This window comes from Leptothoe sp. ISB3NOV94-8A (genome assembly GCF_043421595.1).
Taxonomy (GTDB): domain Bacteria; phylum Cyanobacteriota; class Cyanobacteriia; order Phormidesmidales; family Phormidesmidaceae; genus Leptothoe; species Leptothoe turfae.
Genome location: NZ_JAXSQW010000001.1, coordinates 5,887,983 through 5,908,536 on the forward strand (window position 1 = coordinate 5,887,983; position 20,554 = coordinate 5,908,536).

The window sequence follows — 20,554 nt, forward strand, 5'->3', positions numbered from 1 at the left end:
TGGCTGGTGGATAATTTGTCCTAACATCTTTGGACAAATTATTTAGTCAGCTGCTTACTCAGTCTTCGCTGGTTTAGAAGCTTCCAGTTCTTCCAAGATCTCTTGTGGTAGTTTACCAGCGCGCCGAGACCCTTCAGGTAATTCATGGGGATCCATAACACCCTTGGGTAGGTAGGCCAGCTCACGCATTGGTGTCACCATGGGATCATCAGTGACTTTGTAGGGCAAACGACCTAGAGCAACGCTGTCATAGTTGAGTTCGTGGCGGTCATAGGCGGCCAACTCATACTCCTCAGTCATGGAGAGACAGTTGGTAGGGCAATACTCTACACAGTTACCGCAAAAGATACAAACGCCAAAATCAATGCTGTAGTGGTCCAGTACCTTCTTCTTTGTTGATTTATCGAAGGTCCAGTCAACAACAGGCAAATTGATTGGACAAACACGGACGCAAACTTCGCAAGAGATGCACTTATCAAACTCAAAGTGGATACGACCGCGATAGCGTTCAGATGGAATTAGCTTTTCGTAGGGATATTGCACCGTCACAGGACGACGCTTCATATGGTCAAACGTGACTGATAGACCTTGACCGATATACTTAGCGGCTTGGACGGTCTCTTTGGCGTAGTCACCAACCTGCTTTAGAAAGTTGAGCATTGTTTTACCCTCCAAACGCAAATGGAAATGCGAGCTTGAGCGCTGCTGTTAGTAGCAGATTAACCAGGGCCACTGGCAGTAGAAATTTCCAGCCTAAATCTAGAAGCTGGTCGATGCGTACGCGAGGCACAGTCCATCGTAAAAGTACGGCGAGAAATACTAAGAAATAAGCCTTAATTAGGGTCATCATGATCCCTAAAGCGGCAGTAATTACCTGTAGCCAAGGGGTGGTTTCACTAATCCCTAAACCATCAGCCATAACTTCAACAGGAATCGGAAAACTCCATCCGCCCAGGTATAGCACTGACACCAACATGGCTGAGAGGACTAGATTAACGTAGGAGCCAACATAAAATAGGCCAAACTTCATACCGGTGTATTCAGTTTGGTAGCCAGCTACAATCTCTTCTTCTGCCTCTGGTAAGTCAAATGGTAAGCGTTCGCATTCTGCCAGGGCTGCAATCCAGAAAAGGATAAAACCAACAGGCTGTCGCCAGATATTCCAGCTGAGAATGCCATAGCTTGCTTGCTGGTTGACAATGTCGATGGTGCTAAGGCTATTAGACATCATCACCACAGCCAGGACTGCTAGCGCTAAGGGAATTTCATAGCTAATTGACTGGGCTGTCGCTCGCAATCCTCCTAGTAGAGAATACTTATTGTTTGAAGAATACCCGGCCATCAGTAAGCCGATGGGGGTAACACTCGAAAGGGCAATCCATAGAAAGATGCCTACACCTAAATCGGTAATCACCATGTTCTGCCCAAAGGGCACAACCAGGTAAGACACAAAGACAGGGATAACGACCAAGGCTGGACCCAAAGTAAATAAAATTGGGTCTGCTTGGGCTGGATTAATATCTTCTTTGAATATAAGTTTGACGCCGTCCGCTGTTGCTTGCAGTGCGCCCAGCGGACCAACATATTCAGGGCCAATTCGCTGCTGGGCCGCAGCTGAAATTTTTCGCTCTAGCCAAACGGCAATAAAAATGCTGACGGTCGCAGCGATGAGAATTAGTAACATCGGCAGCGGCATCCAAACCAGCTTAGCTACAGCTGGGGGTATTCCCAGTGATACCAGTATTTGAATGAAGCTCTCTTGCAGGTTAATTCCAGAACTCATACCCAACTTAAATAGATGGAGTGGAGGGCCTCAGGGCCAATTTCCCTAATGATTCTAACGCTTAATATGTCTTCAAAGGTGAAATAACTGAGTTGGTACTAATAGGAATTACTACTCATGGTTATAGATTAAACATTAGTCATTCCTGGTGATGCATACAAAAACCCCCCTTGATATGTATCAAGAGGGGCTGGAGTTCCTGAAAATCGTCACTGATATCAGTTTCGTTGGATTTATCAGTATTGACAAGAGGGGTGATGCCCATCACAGGGGGAAAATACCGATTTATACGGATCCGTTGCGCACAGCTGACGGAGACTGAGCCTTTTTATCCCAAAGGTGCAGACGCTCTGTCACGTTTATGTATGCTTGGTTGTGAGGACCAGTATAAATTTGTGTTGGTCGAAAAATTCGATTTTCAGCCAACTGCTCTTTCCAGTGGGCGAGCCATCCAGCGGCACGTGCGATCGCAAATATTGGTGTAAATAAGTCAGTCGGAATTCCCAACTTTCGGTAAACCAGTCCCGAATAGAAATCTACATTTGGGTATACGCCCTTTTGTCCTAGACGTTCCGTGACAGCTGTTTCCAGTTCTAAGGCAATTTCGTAATATTCATCCTGGCCAAACTTCTCAAAGAGTTGCTCAGCCAGCTTTTGCAAGATAACCGCCCTTGGATCCTTAACTTTATAGACCCGATGGCCAAAGCCCATAATCTTAGCTTTACGGGCAATGCAATCATCTACAAAGGGGCGTACATTATCCACCGAACCAATCGTTTGAAGCATGGCGACGACTTCTTCGTTCGCACCGCCATGGAGGGGACCAGCTAGTGTACCCACTGCTGAAGCCACCACAGCATATGGGTCAGTGAGTGTAGAGGCTGTGACCATTGCCGAAAATGTAGAGGCGTTGATCGTGTGCTCAGCATGCAGCGTGAGACATACATCAAAAATTCGGGCTGCTAAGGGGTCTGGTACCTCCTCATTCAGCATGTACAAAAAATTTGCTGCGTAATCGAGATCATCCCGAGGTTGAACCGGATCATTTCCCTTCCGAATCAGCTTAAATGCGGCCACCATGGTGGGGATTTTAGCTAATAAGCGGACCACGGCAGCCTGGATATAGGCCGGATCCTCTAACGCTCGCCGGGAGTAAAATAACCCTAAGGCGGCTGCACATGCCTGTAATGCATCCATGGGATGGCCGCTCTCAGGAAAGCACTTCATCATGTCGCGGATGCGATACTTCAACCGGCGATGATGTTGAATCTCATCCTTAAATAAATCCAGTTCTTGCTTGGTGGGTAGGCCTCCCCAGATAAGTAAATAGGCCGTTTCTAAAAAGGTACTTTTTGGGGCTAACTCTTCGATACGAATGCCTCGGTATTCTAAGATCCCTTCCTGACCGTTTACGTAACTAATGCTTGATTCTGTCGCGGGAATTCCCTCTAAACCAGGGCGATATTCGCATAGGGTCATTGTCAGTCGTCCTACCGCTGCTCTCTTTTATTCTTTAAGGATATCGAGAAGTGGTCTATTCATGCATTTTCCCTGGGAACAGGTAAGCTTTCTTTGAAGAAAACTAGTACCCGATGGCCGCAATTTGGCCACAATTGCATCCACCCATCGACTCATACACATTTGATAGTAGGCAAACTTACGCCACAGAGTAATCGTCTGCTCATTACAAAATTAGGCGAGGTGGAGCTAGCCAAAATAGCTGACTATTACCAATGGCGCTTTGTGCATCAGGCAAGGTCAGTCCGATGATACCTGCTTTTTTAAAGACCCAGCGATCATTGCTATTTCCTTGAACCAATTGCTGTGCCCATTGGCTAAGGTCCGGTTTGTGGCCAACTAGTGCCAGGCTCTTAGGAACCTCTGACTGCCAACTTTCCAACCAACTTAACCAATGCTGTAAACAGCCCTCGGGAGCCAGTGGAGGAAATAGCTGATAGTCCAAGGCAAGCTTTGCTTCACATAGGATCTTTGCAGTTTGGACTGCCCGTACCAACGGACTGGTGAGCAACATGTCAAAATGCAACCCAAGGCTCACAAGTCTTTGAGCAATCTTCTGGGTTTTCTGAATGCCTTTATCAACTAAAGGGCGCTGATGGTCATCAACATAGGTACCTCGTTCGGCTGCAATGCCATGGCGAATAAAGTACACCTGAGTTGCATATTTAGAAGACAATTCCATTTTTTGCCGTTACTGATTTAGAGGATGGATTGATCGGTAAAACTTTCTAACAGCCTAAATTTGACAGATAAAACCATCCTGAGGATCAGCCATGCTCAGTTTTTAAGCGCTACGTAAATTTAATCTGGATTCATAACCCCGTCTTTTGGGTTAATCAATTTCATGAGCTTTTGCTTAATCTGCACATCAAATACTTCCCATTTCAATCGATTGTAAGCGCCATTTTCATAAAAGCCAGATAAGAAGCCTACAGGTACTTCAAACCCTCCCGCCATAGAGCGACCACCGCCAAAAAAGCGTCCTTGGTCGTCGTGTCCAAAGGCTTCTTTAATAAACTCATCCGGGTCAAGGGTGATTTTACTGGTGCGTAAGGAGCCAATAACGACTTCTCGTTCATCGTCCTCATCGTGGACAATGCCATAGACGACGGCTGTATGAACGTCTTCTTCGGTAAGCAGAAAGTCTGTGGCTTGAGGGATTGCATCACGGTCTTCGTATCGCAGGTAGCCCACACCTGAAATTGAGACACTGTTTTGAATATTGCGATTACGCAGCGATCGTTCAATGACATCCATGGCTCGTTTAGAGCGGGAGGCTTGGAGAATGGCACTTAGTAATTGGGCATCGCAATACTGACTAAGGTAAGCAGCTGCCATAAAGTCTGCTTCTGCAGCCTGCATTAATTGTCCTGTATCTGAACGTAAACCGTGCATTAAGGCCGTAGCACACTTAACGTGTTTGCTATTGCTACGGTCGAGATCTAACAGCCCTGCCTGGAGATACTGGGTCAAAATCGTAGCGGTTGCCCGAGCCTCTGGGCGAATATCAGAAAATTCTGCCTTGGTTTTACCCTGGAGCGTATGGTGGTCAATCACAACTAAAAGAGGTACTCCTGCGGTGTTGACCTGTTCTAATAACTGGCTAGTAGTGCCCTGGGTGTCAACTAATACATAGCCTGCATACTGGGATAAATCCGGTTTTTTTTTGCTGGGCCAGCGTTTAGCGGGAAGGTTAGTTAGTTTAACTAAAGCAATATTTTCTTGATGGCTAAGGGTACCTGAATAAAAAATATCGCAATCGACATCGTAAGTAGCTGCAATCAATCGATATGCCCAGGCTGAAGACAGGGCATCGGGATCTGGAAAATCTTGAATTAAAACCAGCTGTCGGCTACCAGCATGGGTAATGAGCAAATGGCGTAATGACGCTGCGGGGCCATCGCTGAAATCCACGTTTGGCCTATAACTCGTGTGATTAGAAGATTTAAGCAATGCGTCTTGGGAGGCCATTCACAGAAAGAATTAGGTTGAAATCAGAGGAGAGCAGTGGGGGAATGTTCGGTCAATTAACCGGTAAGGCCAATGACATATTTACGCCATTCCTGATGGGCATCTCCACGCGTGTGGCGAGCAATTTCAAAGTAAAGGCTGCTGTGGGGCTTACGCGGTGTAATCCGCAGAGGCATTCTAGCCTCTTTTGGAGTTCGATTACCTTTTTTGACGTTGCAACGTACACATGCTGATACCATGTTTTCCCATACTTCTTTTCCACCGCGAGAACGAGGGATCACATGGTCTAGCGTCAGGCCATCACCTGCATAGCCACAGTATTGGCAGGTATGATTATCGCGATAAAGCAGATTCCGACGAGTTAAGGGGATTTCTTTGTAGGGAATGCGAACGTAGTGACGCAGTCGAATAACTGTGGGTAGAGGAAAATTCGCGTATATCGAGCGACCATTATGTTCCACAGTTTCGGCCTTGCCCTTAATAATCAGCACAATGGCACGTCGCCAACTTGTGATGTTCAAGGGCTCATAAGAGGCATTTAAGACTAGAACCTTGCTCATTGAGGTTCATATAAAACTTGTGATTTGATACTAACACAGGTCGCTTGAATGCCTTGGTTCTTGCGATACTGTGGCCGTGGTGTGCTTTTTCAGTAAAGGAGATGCAACATGCTGAGGTGGGAAGATACCCCAAGTGTTGCAGCCATGCGATGTTCGCGGGCTTGGGTGGAGATTAATTTGGAGGCAATCCACCATAATGTGCGCCAGTTTCGTTCATTATTACGGCCCACAACTGATCTAATGGCTGTAGTGAAAGCTGATGCCTATGGTCATGGTGCAATTGCAGTGGCTCGGACTGCTTTGGCGGCAGGGGCGACATGGTTAGGTGTAGCAACCGTGCCTGAAGGCATTGAACTACGGCAAGCGGGTTTAACCGCACCTATTTTGGTGATGGGTGCCTTGCATGATGCTGAGGAGGTAAGGGCGCTAGCTCGCTGGCAGTTGCAACCTACAATCGTCACACCTAAACAGGCGCTTGTGTTTGCGACAGCGTTAAGCGATGCTTGTTTGCCCTTGCCAGTACATATCAAATTAGATACGGGGATGTCGCGGCTTGGGTTTGATTGGCAGCGGGCATTGGAGTTTGTGGAGTTTGTTAGTGGGCTGCCTGCGTTACAGATAACAAGTATGTATTCCCATTTTGCAACAGCTGATGAACCGGATCCGACGGAAATGCGACGTCAGCATGAGCGTTTTGAGCGTGCGATCGCAACCCTTGAAATGCATAATCAACTCCCTGCACGCCTGCATTTAGCGAATACAGCAGCTACCCTCACCGATGCCGATGCCTTGCAGTACGATATGGTGCGCGTGGGTTTGGGGCTATATGGCTTGGCACCAGCACCGCATTTACAGTCGTTGCTTAACTTGCAACCAGCCTTAGAGGTTAAAGCGCGTATTACCCATATCAAGAAAATTTCTGCTGGTGCAGGCATTAGCTATGGGCATCGTTTTGTGGCTAAACGCCCAATGACCATTGCCGTTGTAGGTATTGGTTATGCCGATGGTATTCCTCGTCAATTATCCAACCAGCTGACTGTGTTGATTGATGATCAGCCTGTTGGCCAGGTGGGTGCTATCACGATGGATCAACTGATGTTAGATGTGTCAGATATCCATGGTCTGACGGAAGGCGACATCGTCACATTGCTTGGAAATTCTACCTCCCACCAAATCACTGCAGATGATTGGGCCAATCGTATTGGGACGATTTCTTGGGAGATTCTATGTAGCTTTAAACATCGGTTGCCAAGAATTATGACAAGAAATCGCACTAGAAGGCTTTACCCCGCTGAAGATAGCTTGTTATAATGCAGCTCTGACCTTGGAGAGGTGGCTGAGTGGTTGAAAGCGGCTCCCTGCTAAGGAGTTATAGGGCGTAAGCTCTATCGAGGGTTCGAATCCCTCCCTCTCCGTTTTAATCTGGTAACTTCAACCTAATGGCTCGCGTTGTGGACAGCCCACAGCAAACGCTCTGAGCTTGCGTTTGGATGAGCAAATGAAAATAAGTGCTGAAATGTGAGACGTCCTGAGCGATCTACTACAAATTGTGCCGGTAAAGGTGCCCCCAACGCCTGGCCCGTACCATATTGGCGAAAAATACTGCAGCTAGAATCTACTAAAAGTGGCATCTCCAGCCCCAGATCCCTGTGCACGATTTTACTTTGACGCATGTCAGTGCTAGTGATCATGAGCACTTCCGCACCTAGCTGGTCAAACTTTTTGTAGGTTTCGACCATCGACATAATGTGTGGATAGCAGAAGGGACAGTACTGTTTTTCGGTAAAGATACGTGTAAACGCCAGAACGACCACTGATTTTTGGCGATAGCTAGAAAGTTTAATAGACGCTCTTTGCCCCACCATGGGTAGATCAAAATCAGGCAGAGTCTGGCCTACTCGAAACTTGCTAAATGCAGGTAGCGGTAAAAAATTCCTAAAAAAACGCTGACTAATGACCCCTCGAAAATCCGTGGAGGTCAGTTTGAAAGCTGCAGTCATTGATACCTAAAAGGTGAGATGAAAACGGTTAGCTGTCGGTTGGACGATGCACCTAAATCGAAGCAAAAAACTCTTTGGACTTCACAGGATCAGGCGTCATCGTTTTTTCGCCTGGCGTCCATCCTGCTGGACACACTTCATCAGGGTGTGATTGTACATGCTGAATTGCTTGTAAAACTCGCAATGTTTCATCGACGCTACGGCCAAAGGAAAGGTTATTGATGGTAGAGTGCTGCACAATTCCATCCTTATCAATGATGAACAAACCGCGCAGGGCAACACCAGCTTCGGGCTCTAGTACATTGTAAGCAGCGCTAAGCTCTTTCTTGATATCGGAGACCAGGGGATAGGACAAATCTCCCAAGCCACCCGCTTTACGCTCTGTCTGAATCCAAGCCAAATGAGAAAACTCACTATCCACTGAGGCCCCTAATACTTCTGTATTGAGAGCCGTGAATTCATCGTAACGGTCACTAAAAGCTGTAATCTCAGTAGGGCAAACAAAGGTGAAATCTAGTGGATAGAAAAAGAGTACAACGTACTGACCACGGTAGTCAGAGAGTTTAATCGTCTTAAACTCTTGATCAACTACGGCTGTTGCAGTGAAATCAGGAGCAGGCTGACCAACACGCAGGCATCCTTCCACCGGGGTACTCATCCGTTTGTCTCCAACAAAAATCTAGTTAACTAACATACCAGCAATACGGGCCTATTGCTCAGCTACCGGAGACTACTCAAAGCGCAGAGCAGAATGTAAACAACATTAAATTCCCCGAAAACCAGCGCATCGGTTTGGCTTACTTGGTAGGGACTCTCTAACAAAGAGCGTATCAAGTGAGCGTAGCCTCTTTAGACTACCGCGATATATCAAATAAGAAAATAAAAATGGCTCAGACGTGATTTGAACACGTGACCAAGGGCTTATGAGTCCCCTGCTCTACCACTGAGCTACTGAGCCAGTTCAAGTTGCTTTACATACAGCAACTAATTAAATCTATCACGAAATGTCAAGAAACTACGTAGAGAATTGCAGCACTTACTAGTCTTTTTCCCAAGCAGGATAAGCAAGGTTTGTCAGCTCTACGTGTCGTTGTAAAAAGATAAGCCTTATCTTACTGATGGTAAGACAAGGCTTGCTCAAAATCTTAACGCTAGCTAATTCGTCTTAACGGTTGGGCAGCATTGCCATCGGATTCACAGTGCCACGGTCTGGTAGATGAACCTCGAAATGCAAGTGAGGACCAGTGCTATAACCCGTACTTCCCATGTCGGCGATGTGCTGACCCTGAGCCACCCGCTGGCCTTGTCTAACCGTAATGCGGCTGTTGTGGGCATAACGAGTCAAGCTGCCGTCGGCATGACGAACGTCAACTAAGTTGCCATAACCGCCAGAATTCCAACCCGCTCTTTCAACAACACCATCAGCAGCAGAAACAATTGGAGTGCCAACAGGACCGGCAATATCAATGCCACGATGCATACGGCCCCAGCGCCAACCATAGCCGGATGTCAGGATGCCACGAGCTGGCCAAATGTAGCCGTTGAAGTAATCAGGTGTTTCTGGGAGATACTCATCTGCCGACGGCAGTATAGGCATTTCAGGGGAAACAACTTGACCTGTGGCAGGGCTAGAAGGAGAGACGTAAACGCTTGGATCAAGAGGGGCAGCTGCTAATAATTCAGAATTTTGAGTGGAACTGATATCAGAAGTTGCTCTAGCTTCCAAACGATTCCCAGGAAACTGTGGGTTGACTACAACATCATCAGCTACCGGCAACGATTGCTTTAAGGCAATTTCATTATCGGACTCTAACGATGTGCTCAGCTCTGGGGCCAACTCTTGCGCTGAATTCACGTCAGCCAGGAGGTCAGCGGTATATGGATCTTCAACAGTGACGGATTCAATTGTGTCTTCAATCTCTTCACTAACAAGGTGGGGCTGGGATATAACAGAACCACCTTGACCACCACGTAAGCGCTGTAGGGTTGAAGACCCATTAATACGATTCTCAACCGTTGACTGTAGGCGACCTAGATGGGTGCCATCAAAATCGCTTAGGGAAGATGATGCCGTTAATTCAGGAGAAGATTGTGTAATGGAAGAAGCTGCTTCAGAGATGATTAACTCATTGGCAACCTCTTCAGGAACATCTAGAGTATCTCCTGCCACAATGAAGTCAGGATCTTCTAAGCTATTTGTTGCAACTAAACTCTCAGACGTTGTGCCCAATGAGAGCGCAATATCCTCAACGGTGTCACCAGGACGAACTTCATAACTGTTGAATGCCGTATCGGTGGCTTCTTCAAAATTTAAAAGTTTTGCTGCATCGCCTGGGGATGACTGTAATTCAGTTGCCGAGCTGTCAATCATTGTAGATTGATCGCTAGATACCTGACTATTAGATGCCAACTGCTTGAGATCAGCTTGAAACCCATCAGAATGGGACACTATGCCAGCTGAGCGTAGAGAGACATCACCAGTTAACTCTTCGGAGGCAACAACGGCTGGTTCATCAACCTCGTTTACCAGCTCAGACTGTGTGGAACTTCTATCAACACTTGAAATACCTGCTACCAAACGCTCTAGATTAGGTGCTTGAGCTTGGTCACCCGAATTTTTCTGGGCCCCTGGTAGTAGAGAAACTAGGGTCGGCTGAACTGATTCCTCATTGGGAACCTTAATCACTTGACCCACCTGAAGTGTTGTGTCAGGGGATATGCGGTTTGCCAGCTTGATATCCTGAACTTCAACATGGTGCTCTTGGGCAATCTGCCAAAGGCTATCTCCTTGTTGAACCGTGTGATATACAGCATGACCATTCATTACAGGTTGCTCCGAATGGCCGTGGAGCATAGATGGCAACTGGGGTGATTCGCTTGAATTTGCTGACGTTGCGATCGCAAAAGATCCAACCGCTGCAGTTGCTTCACTATCAGCGAATAAAACTCCAGATGCACCAAATGAGAGTGCAAGTCCCAGCATAGCGGCAGACTTTGATCTGCCAGCGTTTCCAGACGGAGCTTGCTCAGAAACAGTATCCATGTCGGAGAAACATGAATGACTTACTTCAGACTTGGGCTCCTGAAAATTTGCTCGTTTCAAGGAATAACCTCCTAAATGACCGGCGTTCAACTGTTCGAAACCAACTTGTCCCTATGCAGTTGCCCGATAGTAGGCCGTTGACTACAAGTTGAATCAGGTAGATGAGGCACGTGCACAGAGCAAAAATGCCCATAGCAAGTGAGCACCTTTCGTACCCAACTTAGGCAAGTTTACACGACTTAATCAAAAGATCAATCCTGTACCAAACAAGTTCCATCGTATTCTCCAAAATCAACATGAAATTGAATTTGCGATGGATTTTTATCTCAATAAGGCGTTAGGACTGCTTTCCGGAATTCTGCGAATCCTTTTGTAGAAAAGCGTTTAAGCGATTCTAGTGATATCACCTTAGAAAGTATTGACGGCACAAAGTGTGCCTAAGAGCCTTGCCCGCGATTTGTTAGGTATAAATGCTCCCAATAGTCTTATTTTCTAGGATTCCCAGTTCTTTCGGGAACTTGATCTGGATTGGACCTTTGTGATGACTGTAGCGCTATAGAAAATTTTTATCGCAGGAATGGTTGATTTGTATCTGAAATGACTGTCTTGAAGCAGGGCAATACAGGAGAAGAAGTTGTTTTACACTCCACTCTGAGCCTTGCCGCACCTTGCTCATATGAGATTGCAGCTCTTAGACCTGGCAGTAAATTCCCTATGACTTGGCAGTTATTCTCCCTGAAATGAGCTCTATATATCTATGAACCCATAGATATATAGTCTGATTGGCTATGACAACTAGATGTGCAATCTCTCTCTCTCTCTATTTCTGTACCTAAGCAGTGGGAGACGATAAGTAATTAAGCTGTCGTAAGGCCTCGAAAAGCCCAATGGCGGCACTTACTGAAAGATTAAGACTACGGACGCTATCGTGCAGCATGGGGATTTTGGCAGTTTGCTCACAGGTCTCTAGCAGTGATCGAGGGAGTCCTTCACTCTCGCTACCAAATAATAGCCAATCGTCTTCTTGATACTTAATCTCTATGTAGCTATATGTGCTTTTGGTCGTAAAACCAATGAGACGGCCACCTATTTGCTGTTGATATTGCCCAAAACTATTTAGATCTGGATGTACTTGCAAATTAACGTGAGGCCAGTAATCTAAGCCCGCTCGCTTGAGATATCGATCACTGAGTTCAAATCCCAGGGGTTCTACTAAATGTAGTTCAGTGGCCGTTGCGGCACATGTGCGGGCAATATTACCTGTATTTGGTGGAATTTCTGGGTTAACAAGGACAATTTTGGGCATTGACATAACTCTATGTGGTGCAATTGATTATTTTTCCTGGGCTTTTTTATACCCAGATGCCTATTTTGCATCGCCTTTATATAGGAGTTACTAATCAATCGATCTCACTTCTTGGACGTAGGCATTTTTTTATGTCCTGACCTATGAAAAATCTAATGTTGCTAGCGCTCCATAGCATTGACTAATCGATTGGCTATTAAGCTATAACTCTAGGTTTTTATAGAACCAGGTAGATGATTATGGGGGATTGGAGCCTAAACTGGCTGACATAAATCGCTTTGTAACGCTTGCTCCTGACGTTCCATAATTTGAATGGTTTGGGCCATTACTTGAGCAACATCCAGACCAGTGTCTACTTGTTTGAGCCAATTCTGCGCCTGGTTGCCTTCCCTTAGGATTTGTTTGATAGGTGTCAGAAAACAAGCAATACCTTGAGCTTTCGCAATGGGTAGGACTTCGTTATAAATCTGTGTGATCCAATCAGTGGTATTAATGGGCTGGCCATCGTACCAATGTTGTAACTCTGCATCTAGACTGGCTTTTGCCACAGCTTTTTCATTGGCTTCAGTAATTGAGAGCAAATCGTCATGACGATTGTGACTAGGCAGTTGGCTAGAGACGAGGGGATCCAAATTTGGATCTTGCTGTAGTTGGAGAATACGTGATTCTAGGAGAGCTGTGATTGCCAATAAGTGAATTGGGTCAGTTACCAGGTCTGAAATTCTAACTTCGAGGCGATTGAGTTTATAGGGGCGGCAGTCTCCATTGGGGCGTACAGAGTTCCAAAGGTGACGAACGTTTTTCATGGTGCCTAGTTTGAGCTGTTCTTCTGTCCATTTAATGAAGTGCGCATGGCTCTCAAAGAGAGGGACATGACTAGGCGTCTGGGGAAATACATGCCAGCGACTAGAGTGATAGCCGGTCACTTGGTTGTCGAGGAAAGGGGACGATGCACTCAAGGCAAGAATTAAAGGGGCTTCAACCCGAATGAGCCGACAAGCTCGCATTAATACTTCAGGATCGCTAATACCCAGATTGATATGGATACTGGCAGTAACTACATTGGTTCCGTAGGTTTGCTCAATGTAGGCATGGTAAGGATTTTTCGGATCAGAACGATAGAAAATCTGGCTATTGCCAGTAGCTAAGGTGCTCCCAGGAAGAATGGTATAGCTGGGGTCAAGAGTTTTGAGAAACTGCCTCAACCGTCGCCGGGGCGTAACGAGTTCACAGAGTAACTGATCATAGTGCTGCAATGGAGGGGTCGTGTATTCAACGTTACGACTATCTGGCTCGCGAACAAATCCGCTCAGGGATTTAACAATTTTGTCTGACAGACCGATGATTGTGCCATCGGTGTGGCCAGTATACATTTCGACTTCAAACCCTTTTGACAGCAGCACGATGTTACTCCGATGTAGGCAGATTGCAGTTGTCGCAATAATTGCACCTGTCCATCTTAAAGGCTGAAGAGTTGACTGGAGCGGATGCTTTGTAATGGGCTTTGTTGGTTAGAGCTGATTTGATGTGGGGAATGTGGCCCTAATCGATGTGTCCTATGTCCTATACATAGTGACAACAAAATTGAGCATCATATATACGGAGAGTACATGGGAAGGAAACGTCCATAGATATGCAGAGGGGAAGTCGAATAGATAGCTATTTATCTAGATGGCACTATCTATTATCTATATAAATAACCTGTAGGTTTTTCGGTGCGGATGTAATTGATGCTGTAGTTGAGAACATAGGGTTTTGCTTGGATAGCAGGTGGATACTTGCTCTTTGGCTGGGTATTCTACCAAGGACAGTCTTTGTTGTAGCCCAAGCATCTATATATATGAGATCCATCTATATATATAGATGAGATATATGGGGTAATGCAGCGGTTGAATGTTTGAGCTTTCGGAGCCACTCTTCAAAGAAGGTTTTTCTTTTGTAGATGTAATTATCAAGGATAGATAGGTTAAGCTACTAGGAATACATACCTAGTTACACATCTGCTGTTTTACGGGTTTGGTTTACTGTGAATCGGGATATTTTAGCGTTTACTTCTGATGCAGCGATGGATGACGATTCTGTGATTCGTCTTAGTGATGATGCCTGTCAGCGAGTAAGTGTCAAAACTGAAAAGTTTGCCCCTCGACAGCGCAAAATTGTGGCATCCGTCGCGATTCCACGCTCACTTGAGCAGGTATGGAAAATTTTGACCGATTATGAAAAGCTTTCAGATTTTGTCCCTAATTTGACTAGTAGCCGCTTATTACCGCGATCTGATGGTGGTATCCGGTTAGAGCAAATTGGGGCTCAATGTTTTCTCAACTTCAAGTTTTGTGCGCGTGTCATTTTGGATATGACGGAGCATTTCCCCCGAGAAATAGGATTTTCGATGGTGGAAGGTGACTTTAAGAAGTTCATCGGTAAGTGGACCTTGCAACCTGCCCTTTTAGGGGAGCAGACTGCGACTATTTTGTCCTATGAACTAATGGTTCAGCCACCTTTGGCGATGCCTGTTCAGTTGATTGAGCATCATATTTGCCATAATCTAACGCAAAATCTGATGGCAATTTGCGATCGCACCACAGAGCAATTTGCCTAACAGCGTAGCTTTTAAGAGCGCCTAAACGCCCACTGCCTCAGGGAAGCTAGTGGGCCGCTTATTTTGTTTTTAGAGATCAAGCGTTGGTAACCGTTCCCTTTGTTCCTCTGTCATTAGACAATTCCAATCTGGGATTCTAGACTTTGCCTCTACTTGAGCCGCTTGGTATTGCTCTGCTGTTGGGGCATTTAACCAACCTGATTTGGCATAGTAAAGCTTGGCAAGAAATTCTCTCAAGATATGTCGACGCCACATCGAAGACTTAACCTTGACTGGATAAGGTACCACTTCAAAGCCAAAGCTACGATAAACCATCGTTGCCCGTGCAATGTGCAGATCGTCCGTCACGAGTAATATCTTTGGTTTATCCGCTGAGGTCTCGATGGGCGGCATCAGCATCTCAGTATAAAATGCATTTTCCCACGTACTGCGGGAGCAGGCTTCACCACTAATACTAGCGGTGGGTATTCCCATATCCTTCGCTAAATCTATGATTACTGGAGCATCCGTGACGCCGCTGACAAAAAACAACGGAGCCCGTTCTTCTTGCCATAGTTGCACAGCTGCAGTTGTTCTATATTCAGAATATTGTGGCCCTCGACCGAGTACAACAATGGCATCGGCTGACTCACCAGTGTCTGGGCGAGCAATTATAGTTTGTAGGGTTTTATTGATCCACCAAGGAGATAATCCAAGGGTCGCTAAAACGGCCACTATCCACAATATGAATTTGTTGTTGGCTGGGGAATGAAAAACGTTCTGACAAGTTTGACAATGGTAAGTATGGCGACGTTTAAACTTAGCTTTGTGCTTTTGAATTGAGGGACTTGTGCAATTGGGGCAATCCATGTGGGGAGGGGAGCTATGGTATGACCCTTATCCTAATAATTAATAATTTGTTGCATATGTAAACAAAACAAAGAAAAAGGATGCGTCAATAAAGTTTTTGGCACATCCTTTTTCTTTTATACCCCCAGGGGAATTCGAATCCCCGTCGCCTCCGTGAAAGGGAGGTGTCCTAGGCCTCTAGACGATGGGGGCGTGTTGCCCTTGCGTGACCGCGTTGGCCTTTATAAATATACAAATCTGAGGGAATAAATGTCAAACGTCTATTGGGATTTTTTTTATGCTGCTCTATTTCGCCTGTAATGTCTTTCTTTAAGAGGGGGTTACGCTAATTTACGGGAATTACGTAAACGGATAAGCTGGCGTCGCATTTCCGGAGAGGCCTCTAAGGCTTTTATTTGATGAATATCTATTTGAGATTCCAAAGATTCCAAATAGTCATCATCACCATAGGTGTAGGCATCCACTAAAGCTTCTATCAGTGCACTACTATCACGTTCGTCGATAGCAAGCTGATCTTCAATAATGCGAAACTTTAGCCGGACCTCACACTCGTATATATTGACGCTGTTGTTTTGGGCAGGTAGGTCAAAGGACATTCCCATCAGTTCAGTTGAGGTGTGTGGTTAAAATACAAAATCTAGACAAGGTTCATATGATGTCTTGTTATCAAGTTTGTCTGATGTGCTAATCGCCAATGTTGTCTTCAATGGTAGATATTTAAATGAATCCCAGTTTTCTACATTTACTAACGGCTTTCAGTTGTTGGTGTTTGGAGTTTATTAAAAAAATAAAAAATAGTTAAGCGCATTGATTTTGACCGACTTATAAAAATCAATCTTGTCTAGGAATATAGATTACTTCTAGGGCTGAAAAGCTTTTTTTGAAAGCCCTCTGACGGTTGTCTTGAGTTTTTATATTGAGTTCTATTGATTTCTAATCTATGTGTTTTAAATGGATTTTGATGGTTGTTTGATTGTTTTTTTGTTTGTGATTTTTAAGGGATATATCAATATGTCTGATTTCAATCAAACATTGTTCAATTTACCTGAAAAACGATGGTTGCCTTTTCCCTGAGCGTCAGCTCCCATCTGCCTCTAACAGATCGTGGGAACCTATATACGCTTAGTAATAATGTGATTCAGGATGTATAGATTTGCCGATATGCTAGCGACCTCGGACAGCGTAAGATAGTATCGTTTGTCAGTGCGGCATAATTTTGCCGATGCGCTTTTGAATCAGCCTGCCCCACCTAATTCAAGTATGGAGCCTTTGACACGTACTCAAGTGCTAGTTGCGATCGCGGCAACAGCCCTTGTACTGTTTGTCATTGCTCGCTTTTGGCTCTTGTTTGATTCAGTAGAACAGTTACCCAGTCAGTTGGGTATTTATCCGATTGGGCTAGGGGTGCTTTTGGGGATGGGTATCACCCTGGTTAGCGCCATACTCTATTGGGCGTGGCCGAGGTATCGACATAGTGCCGAAGTTTACTTGGAGTACATTCTAAAACCTCTGGCTTTGCCAGATGTACTCTGGTTAGGCTTACTGCCTGGTATTAGTGAAGAACTGCTGTTTCGGGGAGTGATGTTACCGGCCTTTGGCGCAAATTTAGCAGCCTTAGCACTGTCGAGTCTTTGTTTTGGGTTACTACATATGAGCGATTTGCGGCAGTGGCCGTATATGTTGTGGGCCACTTGCGTCGGTGGAATATTAGGCTACAGTGCTATAGCGAGCCAAAACCTATTAGTGCCAGTAATTGCCCATGTATTCACTAACATGGTGTCTAGTTTAGTTTGGAAGCTCAAAGCTTCTGATTTAGCTACCCATTAAAAAGTTTTGGATTTTGGTGTCTACCTCAAACCCGCAGCCATTGAAGTCGGTTGGTTTACCTGATATTGACCAAATACTGGGATTGGCCGTGTTCGATGCTACTGGACTACCTCGCGATTATTTCATTACGCCGCAGCACGAAGATACTGAATGGATTCAGCTAGTCTTTCAATCTTTGGGGCTACAGCAGTTGATAGCATCAACTATGGGGTTGTCGATGTTTAGTCATGCCATGATTCGTACTAAGGTTGGCAATATCGTTCTGATTTGTTGCGATCGCAGTTATATTGCCGTCTTAATTAAGCGTGCTTTGCCTCAAGAACGTCCACAGATCGAAGAAGCCTGGGTGGCTTGGATTCAAGACTTTGAGGCTAATGTTGTGCGCACACACCCTAACTTCAGAGCGGTTTAATGTCTCACATAGGTTAAACGCCCGTCTTTAATTTGGACCACCGGATGGTTTGATGAGCGTACTAGCTGTTCATCATGGGTGGTAACAATCACCGTAATGCCAATAGAGTTGAGCTTTTCTAAAATTTTAATCACTTGGCGGGAATTATCTCCATCCAAGTTGCCAGTGGGTTCGTCGGCCAGTAGCAAAGGGGGGGTGCTGACCACTGCACGGGCAATGCTAACCCGTTGTTGCTCTCCTCCAGAGAGCTGATCTGGAAAGCAGCTAGCTTTATGTTGCAGGCCAACCATTCGTAGAGTGGGTCGTAAACGGCGATTGATTTCCCTACGGCTATAGCCCTGTGCCCAAAGTACAAAGGATACATTCTCTGCAACGGTGCGGCGAGGAATGAGCTTATAGTCCTGAAAGACAATACCGATGCGCCGACGTAACATGGCCAGCCGGTTTCCTCGCAGTTTAGCCAGGTCTTTGTCATCCACCAGAATCTTGCCTGATGTGGCCCGCTCTTGGCCATAGAGCAATTTGAGTAAGGTGGATTTGCCAGCCCCCGAAGGCCCAGTCACAAATAGAAAATCGCCCCGTTTGATCTGGAGGTTAATATTCCGTAGCGCTTGACTGCCGTTATCGTAGACTTTGTTAACGCCAGTCAAGGTGACCAGGGGGGGATGGGCACTGTCAGTTTTAGTCTGCTGTGGTTGCTGAGTTCCTTGCAATGTTGCCGATGTCGCCTGAAAGGCTGCATTACGCCTAGATTGTGCATCCGGACGACGACGGCGAGGGTATTGTGTCTTGGGCGGAGTCACGGCGGATGTCATAGGGGCTTTGCGTTGAATGGGGACAGAGCTTACTTGCAATGCATGGGCAGTACTTTTGTCTCTGTACAAGGATATAGGTAATGGGACAAATGTCCAGTCCCTTGACAACTTTTATTGGATTGTTTCGGTGAATTGTTAAGGGGCATTCTATAGAGCGCCCCTTAACAATTAATTTTGGCAATGATCTTGGGCCTCACACTCGTCGACCTAAGTCATAGCCTATAGAACGGAATACAAACTTAGGTAAGGCCAGCATTCTCCGCCAACGCCAGGGTTCTTGATAGAGTCGGTAAAGCCACTCAAGATTGTTGTTGCACATCCAACGAGGAGCTCGTCGCTTCTTCCCTGCCCAGATGTCAAAGCTGCCACCAACACCGACCCAAATTGCGTTGGGGCAGAGCTGACGGTGGTTTGCAATCCATAGTTCTTGGCGGGGGACCCCCAAGCCTACAAAGATCACACTGGGCTGTAATTCCTGAAGTTGATGCTGAAATCCTAACTGCTCTGTTTCCGATAGATAGCCATGCTGCGCGATCGCAATATTCAAGGCAGGGAACAGTCGTTGCCAATGTTCAGCCGCTGTTGTTGCCATGCCAGGCGAACCGCCATAAAAGACGACAGTTTCTGTGGCGTGGAGTTTTTTCAATACGTCCACAGCAAATTCGATGCCGGGGTAACGTTTTAGAGGATGGCGTTGAACCCACTGAAAATACAGCTTAACGCCTGCTCCATCAGGAATTACCAGCGTGGCATTTTGAATGATTTGCTGTAAATCAGCATTGGCCTCTGCCTGAATACACATTTCTGCATTCAGGGTAACGACATGGCCACCACCACCTGAACGCAGGTGCTCCATGAGCCAGCCTACATAATCGGTACTTTGATGTACCGGTAAGCCCATAACAGATAGCTGTTTGAGTGGGCCAATAACAGGCGCGGGAGTGGATACCATGGACTCAAAACGAGGAAACGATTCGATGGAATAATGCCACGCATACCGTATATCGGTTTGCCCAAAAATGGCAAGAGTTATCCTGCTATCTCCCCTAGAAATCTTCTTCTTCGTATTCGATGACTTTTTTCTTTTGAGGAATGTTTAAAGGTTGGGCTTGATATGGCTCCTCTTCCGGGATGGCCTGTTCCATGGGAGGACGGGAGTGTTGTTCAAGCTCCAGCCGTTGAGGTGGTGCCGCTTCACGACGAGGGGCGGGAGCTTCTTGTTTGAGCCCTGAGGGCAATTGATTGCTGGCAGATGTGGGCATGATATAGCCATCATCCTCTCGTTCCCAGGGGGCTGAGCCTAAGCCAAGACGTTCTAGGAGCCCGACGCTGATCTGTTTCAGTTTTTCCTCTGAACCTTCAAAAACAATAATGCGGTCTGGCCCAGTGCTCACAATCTCTTCAACAGGTAGCTCGTAAGAACTAATCACCTGGTCTGGAATCTGGGGTAATCCCATGGACGCAATCACAAGGGATAGCAGTTTGCCACTGACCACATCAAATTTGAAGCCACGGACACGGCCCAGACCTTCACCTGACTCAGTGATGACTTCGCTTTTGACCAGATTGGTATAGTTGGCCACACTAATGTCATCCTCGATGACTGAATCATCATCAACTAAGATGACATCGCCAATTTGACGAATGCTGCTCAGCAACATGATCTGTTCTGGCCCAGACACCACTTTAGATAGGATGTTATCCCGTAGTCCCAAAGCAACCACTTCGCCACCTTCACCTCGACCTCGGTCTATATCTACCCACAGTTGACTCACTACCCCCAGACGACGGCCTGTAGAACGGGTAATCACTTGGGTGCCAATCATGTCGGAACGCAGCCGACTTTGCTCAAAACTCATCGTTTGGGGTCT

Annotated in this window: 20 protein-coding genes and 3 tRNA genes; 5 read left to right on the forward strand and 18 right to left on the reverse strand. The window is 46.1% G+C overall.

Annotated features, from left to right (window positions below; translation table 11 throughout):
* Positions 1-54: 54 nt before the first annotated feature.
* The 6 genes from ndhI to SPB21_RS25285 all read right to left on the reverse strand — a co-directional run bounded on the left by ndhI (position 55) and on the right by SPB21_RS25285 (position 5,832).
* Entirely contained in the window at positions 55-660 is a 606-nt protein-coding gene (ndhI, locus tag SPB21_RS25260) for an NAD(P)H-quinone oxidoreductase subunit I (RefSeq protein WP_163661235.1), read from the reverse strand.
* Positions 661-664: 4 nt separating this feature from the next.
* A complete protein-coding gene (gene nuoH / locus SPB21_RS25265) occupies positions 665-1,783 on the reverse strand; it encodes an NADH-quinone oxidoreductase subunit NuoH (RefSeq protein ID WP_163661233.1) in 1,119 nt (372 codons plus the stop codon).
* Between the two features lie 285 nt (positions 1,784-2,068).
* Positions 2,069-3,262 carry a citrate synthase gene (locus tag SPB21_RS25270; protein ID WP_163661231.1) on the reverse strand — a complete coding sequence of 398 codons (1,194 nt, stop codon included), beginning with the start codon at positions 3,260-3,262 and terminating at the stop codon, positions 2,069-2,071.
* A 205-nt stretch (positions 3,263-3,467) separates the two neighbouring features.
* On the reverse strand, positions 3,468-3,983 hold the full coding sequence (gene sixA / locus SPB21_RS25275) for a phosphohistidine phosphatase SixA (RefSeq protein ID WP_499867980.1): 516 nt from the start codon (positions 3,981-3,983) through the stop codon (positions 3,468-3,470).
* A 119-nt stretch (positions 3,984-4,102) separates the two neighbouring features.
* Positions 4,103-5,272: a DHH family phosphoesterase gene (locus SPB21_RS25280; RefSeq protein WP_499867981.1), complete on the reverse strand. Its 1,170-nt coding sequence runs from the start codon at positions 5,270-5,272 to the stop codon at positions 4,103-4,105.
* Between the two features lie 56 nt (positions 5,273-5,328).
* A complete protein-coding gene (locus tag SPB21_RS25285) occupies positions 5,329-5,832 on the reverse strand; it encodes an HNH endonuclease (RefSeq protein ID WP_163661226.1) in 504 nt (167 codons plus the stop codon).
* A gap of 108 nt (positions 5,833-5,940) precedes the next feature.
* On the opposite strand from SPB21_RS25285, the gene alr reads away from it, so the two are divergent.
* Entirely contained in the window at positions 5,941-7,143 is a 1,203-nt protein-coding gene (alr, locus tag SPB21_RS25290) for an alanine racemase (RefSeq protein ID WP_499867982.1), read from the forward strand.
* Positions 7,144-7,158: 15 nt separating this feature from the next.
* Positions 7,159-7,247, forward strand: a tRNA-Ser gene (locus SPB21_RS25295).
* 21 nt (positions 7,248-7,268) lie between these two features.
* Here the strand turns inward: SPB21_RS25295 and SPB21_RS25300 are convergent.
* The 6 genes from SPB21_RS25300 to gshA all read right to left on the reverse strand — a co-directional run bounded on the left by SPB21_RS25300 (position 7,269) and on the right by gshA (position 13,584).
* Positions 7,269-7,832 carry a peroxiredoxin family protein gene (locus SPB21_RS25300; protein WP_499057105.1) on the reverse strand — a complete coding sequence of 188 codons (564 nt, stop codon included), beginning with the start codon at positions 7,830-7,832 and terminating at the stop codon, positions 7,269-7,271.
* Between the two features lie 52 nt (positions 7,833-7,884).
* Positions 7,885-8,490, reverse strand: a complete 606-nt coding sequence (locus SPB21_RS25305; protein WP_163661220.1) for a peroxiredoxin — start codon at positions 8,488-8,490, stop codon at positions 7,885-7,887.
* 228 nt (positions 8,491-8,718) lie between these two features.
* Positions 8,719-8,790 (reverse strand) — tRNA-Met (locus tag SPB21_RS25310).
* Between the two features lie 207 nt (positions 8,791-8,997).
* On the reverse strand, positions 8,998-10,935 hold the full coding sequence (locus SPB21_RS25315; protein ID WP_499867983.1) for a peptidoglycan DD-metalloendopeptidase family protein: 1,938 nt from the start codon (positions 10,933-10,935) through the stop codon (positions 8,998-9,000).
* A gap of 772 nt (positions 10,936-11,707) precedes the next feature.
* A complete protein-coding gene (locus SPB21_RS25320; RefSeq protein WP_163661743.1) occupies positions 11,708-12,181 on the reverse strand; it encodes a tRNA (cytidine(34)-2'-O)-methyltransferase in 474 nt (157 codons plus the stop codon).
* A gap of 254 nt (positions 12,182-12,435) precedes the next feature.
* Entirely contained in the window at positions 12,436-13,584 is a 1,149-nt protein-coding gene (gene gshA / locus SPB21_RS25325; protein ID WP_163661216.1) for a glutamate--cysteine ligase, read from the reverse strand.
* Positions 13,585-14,207: 623 nt separating this feature from the next.
* Between gshA and SPB21_RS25330 the strand changes: the two genes are divergently transcribed.
* Positions 14,208-14,780, forward strand: a complete 573-nt coding sequence (locus SPB21_RS25330; RefSeq protein WP_163703001.1) for an SRPBCC family protein — start codon at positions 14,208-14,210, stop codon at positions 14,778-14,780.
* Positions 14,781-14,849: 69 nt separating this feature from the next.
* Here SPB21_RS25330 and SPB21_RS25335 read toward each other — a convergent pair whose 3' ends face one another.
* The 3 genes from SPB21_RS25335 to SPB21_RS25345 all read right to left on the reverse strand — a co-directional run bounded on the left by SPB21_RS25335 (position 14,850) and on the right by SPB21_RS25345 (position 16,231).
* Positions 14,850-15,494 carry a YdcF family protein gene (locus SPB21_RS25335; protein ID WP_499867984.1) on the reverse strand — a complete coding sequence of 215 codons (645 nt, stop codon included), beginning with the start codon at positions 15,492-15,494 and terminating at the stop codon, positions 14,850-14,852.
* Between the two features lie 254 nt (positions 15,495-15,748).
* A tRNA-Glu gene (locus SPB21_RS25340) sits at positions 15,749-15,821 on the reverse strand.
* 128 nt (positions 15,822-15,949) lie between these two features.
* The gene (locus SPB21_RS25345) at positions 15,950-16,231 is read right to left on the reverse strand and encodes an Npun_R1517 family heterocyst differentiation transcriptional regulator (protein WP_006517234.1); all 282 of its coding nucleotides are present in this window, start codon (positions 16,229-16,231) and stop codon (positions 15,950-15,952) included.
* Positions 16,232-16,859: 628 nt separating this feature from the next.
* Between SPB21_RS25345 and SPB21_RS25350 the strand changes: the two genes are divergently transcribed.
* Together SPB21_RS25350 and SPB21_RS25355 are read left to right on the forward strand one after the other, a co-directional pair.
* Positions 16,860-17,456: a CPBP family intramembrane glutamic endopeptidase gene (locus tag SPB21_RS25350; protein ID WP_431732010.1), complete on the forward strand. Its 597-nt coding sequence runs from the start codon at positions 16,860-16,862 to the stop codon at positions 17,454-17,456.
* A gap of 16 nt (positions 17,457-17,472) precedes the next feature.
* Positions 17,473-17,868, forward strand: a complete 396-nt coding sequence (locus tag SPB21_RS25355) for a hypothetical protein (RefSeq protein WP_499867985.1) — start codon at positions 17,473-17,475, stop codon at positions 17,866-17,868.
* Here the strand turns inward: SPB21_RS25355 and ftsE are convergent.
* The 3 genes from ftsE to SPB21_RS25370 form a co-directional block, all read right to left on the reverse strand.
* On the reverse strand, positions 17,865-18,683 hold the full coding sequence (ftsE, locus tag SPB21_RS25360) for a cell division ATP-binding protein FtsE (protein WP_163661207.1): 819 nt from the start codon (positions 18,681-18,683) through the stop codon (positions 17,865-17,867). The two genes, SPB21_RS25355 and ftsE, sit on opposite strands and share 4 nt — an antisense overlap.
* A gap of 193 nt (positions 18,684-18,876) precedes the next feature.
* The gene (locus SPB21_RS25365; RefSeq protein WP_499867986.1) at positions 18,877-19,635 is read right to left on the reverse strand and encodes a WecB/TagA/CpsF family glycosyltransferase; all 759 of its coding nucleotides are present in this window, start codon (positions 19,633-19,635) and stop codon (positions 18,877-18,879) included.
* Positions 19,636-19,729: 94 nt separating this feature from the next.
* Entirely contained in the window at positions 19,730-20,542 is an 813-nt protein-coding gene (locus SPB21_RS25370; RefSeq protein ID WP_499867987.1) for a PRC-barrel domain-containing protein, read from the reverse strand.
* Positions 20,543-20,554: the final 12 nt, after the last annotated feature.